Source organism: Paenibacillus sp. D51F (genome assembly GCF_053345695.1).
On the sequence record NZ_JBKFAO010000026.1, the window covers coordinates 1 to 4,660 of the forward strand.

Consider the following 4,660-nt stretch of genomic DNA (forward strand, 5'->3'; position numbering starts at 1 on the left):
TGCTCATTTATAACGTTGACTTGCTTCACTCGTTGTTCAGTTTTCAAAGAACAAATTTCCATGTCGCTTTCAAGCGGCGACCTTCATAATATATCACAGCTGATTCATTCATTGCAACCTGTTTTTTATTACCATGTCGCTTTATGTATGTCGCATGCTGTCTTCTTATGAAGCCCGTTCGAAGGGGCGAGAATTAATTTACCACAGCCCGTACAGGACCGTCAACCCTTTATTCCACTTTTATTTTCAATCTTTTTTAGCGATTGTTTCTGACCCTGAGCGCATACCGGGACAGCTCTCTTGGAGGCGCGATCCGGGCGAACATCCGGAATACGATCCGGTACCTGCGAGTAATGGCCTGTTTGATATCTACGTCGAGCCGGGAATCCCCTAAATCAAGCAGCATCTCGTCCAATTCCTTGCGGAGCACATAGTCGAGTTCCTTGCATTCCTTGTCGTTGAAAAGTATTCCAAGCATAACAGGTGCCTCCTTGAATGTCTGGAACATTCCATGGTCTGATGCAGCTTTACAGTTATGCTCAAATAATGGAGGTTTTATTACAGCTGCAAAATCCATCTTGTCAGCGTGCTTTCCACAATCGCGGCTGCCAAAAGAAGCAGGACGACAACTGTCGCGGCAGGGACAAGGCTTCGGCGGAAGGCCTTCCATTCAGCACGGATAGAGCCCGTCTCCCTTCCCGACAACGCAAGCGCCAGCCAGCGCCAGACATATCCCCCAAGCTTCATTCCGTATGCGGCAGCGAGAATGATGACGGGAATTTCGATGATGCCGTGAGGCAGAATTCCTTTTGCAAAATGAAGCAGCGTCTCCCGTGTTCCCGCTTCAGCCGATTCAATGGTCCATAAATATCCGAGAACCATTCCATTCATGACCAGGAAAAACACCGGCAGCGCCCCGAAGAGGATGCCCGCCGCCATCACAATGAGCGCTTTTACCGCATTATTGAAAAAAATGAACAAGAAAAAACTGACTGTCGGATTGCCGCTCTCCTGAAGCGTCTTGGCCAACTCCCGGATCTGGTTCATTTGACCGTCAAGCATGGCATGGAAGCTTTCATTGACTGCTCCGATCCAAGCACCGGCCGCGAACAGCAGGCATCCCAGCCAAAACTGCCGGCGCACCTGCTTGATGGATACGAAGTATGCTTTCATTCGATTGCTCATTCCATTTCCCCCTAAATTAGGCTGAGGCGCGAATATCCCGTAAGGACGGGCATAGATTGTACTAATCCATACAGCAAGCCAAGCTTGCCGCGAAAGGAGCCGTACATCGATGAATCATTTTTATGTGTTCAACGGAAGAAAAATCAGGCGTTATTTCTTCTTGGCCATGGCCGTCATTTTTGCCGCCGGAGTCATTTATACCGAGAAGGACCAAATCTCCGTGTTCGCGAACGATCAGCCCGCCGCTATCTATGATGTGCCGACCAGCAAAAAAATCATCGCTTTGACCTTCGATATCAGCTGGGGGGAAAAGCGCGCCGAGCCCATCCTTGAGATCCTTAAAGAGAAGAACGTCAAGAACGCTACGTTCTTCCTCTCCTCTCCTTGGGCGCAAACCCATCCGAAAATCGTCAAATCCATCGCAGACAGCGGCTGGGAAATCGGCAGCCACGGCCACAAGTACGAGAACTACAGCAAGCTGACCGACGAAGAGATCAAGACCCAGATCCAGACAGCCCACTCCATCCTTACCCAGGAGACGGGAAAAGCACCCCAGCTCATCCGCCTCCCCAACGGGGATTTTGACAAAAGGGTGCTTCAAGTTTCGGAAAGCTTGGGCTACAAGGTCATTCAATGGGACACCGACTCCCAGGACTGGATGAATATCGGAACCCAAAATATTGTCGATCGAGTGCTCAAGCGTGCCCATCCCGGCGATATCGTGCTGCTCCATGCGAGCGATTCCGTCAAGCAGACCCATGAAGCGCTTCCGATTATCATCGATCAGCTCCGCAGCCAGGGCTATGAATTCGTCAGCGTCTCCCAGCTTATCAGCGGCACGGAGGCTTCCGGCAAGGAAGTACGGGACAACGGCGTCTCCAGCGAGCCGGCCACCATCAATATGTAGGCAGCCGCAACACTTGCCATCCACTCTAGGCCGTCTTCGCCTCCGGCGCGTCGACGGCTTTTCTGCTGCCCGTAATGCGGTGAAGAAGCAGAATCTGGTAGGCATTGCAGACGACAAGCGGAGCCATCATGAACAGGATGGCGCTGGTGCTTACACTGCCGTCATCTCCGGGCTGAAAGCTTGGCCACGCCTCGATCGCGGTCACGACTACCATCAGGAACAGCGTCGGGATAAAAGCATGGTTGTTGGTCATCCGGCTCTTCCATGCTCCGACCGCCCAAGACACGGCAGCGATTCCAAGCGGCAGCGCCCAGAAGACGATATTGCCCAAGTCGCCGCGGGCGCCATATAGGACATAGCCGAGGAATCCGAGCGCGAAGATAGTCGTATACGCTTGCAAGGCATTCCAGAGATAAGCTTTGCGGAATACGCTCAGGGCGATGTAATTGACCGTGAGATAAGCAAAGAAGCCCATCTGGCTGAAGGCGCCGATCAGCAAGCCAACCAGCGTCATATTGAATAGGTTGAAGCCGAACCCGGACCAGCCGAATACGCTGAAGCTCTTATCGGTCAAAAGCATCAGGACCCCGACGATCAGTGTCGTCGCGGCTCCCAAGGCTAGCGTTGTCCAGAACAGGTGAAACCACTTGCGGATCGTCATGCGGATGTATCCCCCCAGAGAAATTGGCCATATCCTTCATCTTACCATGAACGGAATAAAAAGCTAAGGCCTTCCCTGATATTCGCCCTTCTCTTCGCGCATACTGTACGTATCCATCGCCGCTATCCTACACTTGGCGGCACAGCGAAGAAGGGGGATTTCTCGACATGAAGCTCAAGCGGGCCTTGTACTGCTTTTCGATATCGGCTTTTGCTGCCGTTCTTCTGACCGGGTGCGGCGCCGAGCCGCGCGGAGGAGGCGGCCAGCAGACCAGCTACAAAGACATGAAATCCATGGTGATCGACATCCTCAAGACGGAGGACGCCCAAAAGGCGCTGCAGGAAAGCCAAATGAGCGCTGCGGGAACGTCGAGCAGCGGCATCAAATCGCTTTCGGTGCAGGATGCGGAGAGCGTGCGCATGGCTGTCAAGGAAACGATCACATCGCCGGATTACGACAAAGTGATCAAGAAGCTGATGACGGACACCCGTTTTGCCGGGGACTTCGCCAAGGCGGTCAACAAAGAAAACAAGGATATCCACAAAGAGCTGATGAAAGATCCCGGATACCAGAAGGAATTGATCTCAGCGATGAAAACGCCGGAGATGGACAAGATGATTCTCGAAGTGCTCATGAGCTCGCAATACCGCAAGCAGGTCATGACCATCATGCAGGAATCGATGTCCAATCCGCTCTTCCGCGTGGAAATCCTCGACCTGCTCAAAAAAGCGGTTCAGGAAGAGCTTCGCGTCAAGCCGGGCGAGAAAGTGGATACGAGCTCCGGCGGTGGCGGCGACAGCGGCGGTGAAGAAGGCGGCGGCGGTGGCGGCGACAGCAAGGATAGCGGCGGCTAAGGCAGCGGAACATCAAGCTGATGAGGCGGCAAAGGCGGTTGAGCCTGCTCGGATTATGCCAGGATTTCAGGAAAAGGAAAGCAGCTAATGATGACGCCAAAAAGGGCAGCACCCGGATCGTGCCGGGGCTGCCCTTTTTGAATGGTGATGCAGACAATCAATGAGCCGGCGCCAGCCTGATCACTTGATCGGCCAGCTCCAGATAGATGGCTCCCGTCTCCGTCTCCGCCTTGTAGACCGACGGAGAGAAGTCCGGCTCGGAAACATGGTTGTCCGGCGCGCCGAGAGGCACTTGAGCGAGCAGCGAGGTATGGAGCGTCTCCGCCAGCTTGGCCCCTCCCCCGCGTCCGAACACATATTCCTTCTCGCCGGTCGACGGGCTCAGGTAATAGGACATGTTCTCCACGACTCCGAGGATCTCATGCTGCGTCGTGATGGCCATCGCGCCGGCGCGGGCTGCGACGAAGGCGGCTGTCGCATGAGGGGTCGTCACGATGATTTCCTTGCTCTGCGGCAAGATCTGGTGAACGTCGAGCGCGACGTCGCCCGTGCCCGGAGGCAAGTCCAGCAGCACATAGTCCAGTTCTCCCCACTCGACTTCCTGGAAGAAGTTGCGCAGCATCCGCCCAAGCATCGGGCCGCGCCAGACGATAGGGCTGTTGTCTTCGACGAAAAAGCCCATCGAGATGACCTTCACGCCGAAGCGCTCGATCGGCTCGATCCGGCCGTCCACGATTTCCGGCCGCGATTCGATGCCCATCATGTCGGGCACGCTGAAGCCGTAGATGTCGGCATCGATCAAGCCGACCCGCTTGCCCCTGCGGGCGAGCGCCACCGCCAGGTTGACGGTGACGGTCGACTTGCCGACGCCGCCTTTGCCGCTGGCGACGGCGATGAACTGCGTGCCGCTGCGCTCCGCCAGCAGCGGCAGCGCCTCCAGGCCCGCCCCGTGCCCACGCACGGGTGCGGCGCCTGTGCCGGCGCCGGCAGCGGGCTTCGCCTCCGCTGCCGCGCCCGGGGCGCCTGCCGCGGCGGTGGCTGCGCCGCCGGCCG

General features: G+C 55.9%; 6 protein-coding genes. 2 read left to right on the forward strand and 4 right to left on the reverse strand.

Features of this window, described 5'->3' with window-relative positions; translation table 11 throughout:
- Positions 1 to 256: 256 nt before the first annotated feature.
- Together ACLBWT_RS23205 and ACLBWT_RS23210 are read right to left on the reverse strand one after the other, a co-directional pair.
- Positions 257 to 478, reverse strand: a complete 222-nt coding sequence (locus ACLBWT_RS23205) for a hypothetical protein (protein WP_048749365.1) — start codon at positions 476 to 478, stop codon at positions 257 to 259.
- Between the two features lie 80 nt (positions 479 to 558).
- Complete coding sequence (locus ACLBWT_RS23210; protein WP_447665421.1) at positions 559 to 1,185, reverse strand: stage II sporulation protein M; 627 nt, start codon at positions 1,183 to 1,185, stop codon at positions 559 to 561.
- Between the two features lie 109 nt (positions 1,186 to 1,294).
- Here ACLBWT_RS23210 and pdaB point away from each other — a divergent pair, with 109 nt between their 5' ends.
- Positions 1,295 to 2,092: a polysaccharide deacetylase family sporulation protein PdaB gene (gene pdaB, locus ACLBWT_RS23215; protein ID WP_447665422.1), complete on the forward strand. Its 798-nt coding sequence runs from the start codon at positions 1,295 to 1,297 to the stop codon at positions 2,090 to 2,092.
- A gap of 25 nt (positions 2,093 to 2,117) precedes the next feature.
- Here the strand turns inward: pdaB and ACLBWT_RS23220 are convergent, their stop codons facing one another.
- A complete protein-coding gene (locus ACLBWT_RS23220; protein ID WP_447665423.1) occupies positions 2,118 to 2,753 on the reverse strand; it encodes a KinB-signaling pathway activation protein in 636 nt (211 codons plus the stop codon).
- 167 nt (positions 2,754 to 2,920) lie between these two features.
- Between ACLBWT_RS23220 and gerD the strand changes: the two genes are divergently transcribed.
- On the forward strand, positions 2,921 to 3,607 hold the full coding sequence (gerD, locus tag ACLBWT_RS23225; RefSeq protein ID WP_447665424.1) for a spore germination lipoprotein GerD: 687 nt from the start codon (positions 2,921 to 2,923) through the stop codon (positions 3,605 to 3,607).
- 157 nt (positions 3,608 to 3,764) lie between these two features.
- Here the strand turns inward: gerD and ACLBWT_RS23230 are convergent.
- The coding region (locus ACLBWT_RS23230) for an Mrp/NBP35 family ATP-binding protein (RefSeq protein WP_447665425.1) at positions 3,765 to 4,660 on the reverse strand (896 nt) is incomplete at its 5' end.

What these genes read in the sequence shown, in the direction of transcription:
- ACLBWT_RS23205 (WP_048749365.1), bottom strand. Translation starts at nt 478, where the DNA reads ATGCTTGGAATACTTTTCAACGACAAGGAATGCAAGGAACTCGACTAT.
- ACLBWT_RS23210 (WP_447665421.1), bottom strand. Translation starts at nt 1,185, where the DNA reads ATGAGCAATCGAATGAAAGCATACTTCGTATCCATCAAGCAGGTGCGC.
- pdaB (WP_447665422.1), top strand. Translation starts at nt 1,295, where the DNA reads ATGAATCATTTTTATGTGTTCAACGGAAGAAAAATCAGGCGTTATTTC.
- ACLBWT_RS23220 (WP_447665423.1), bottom strand. Translation starts at nt 2,753, where the DNA reads ATGACGATCCGCAAGTGGTTTCACCTGTTCTGGACAACGCTAGCCTTG.
- gerD (WP_447665424.1), top strand. Translation starts at nt 2,921, where the DNA reads ATGAAGCTCAAGCGGGCCTTGTACTGCTTTTCGATATCGGCTTTTGCT.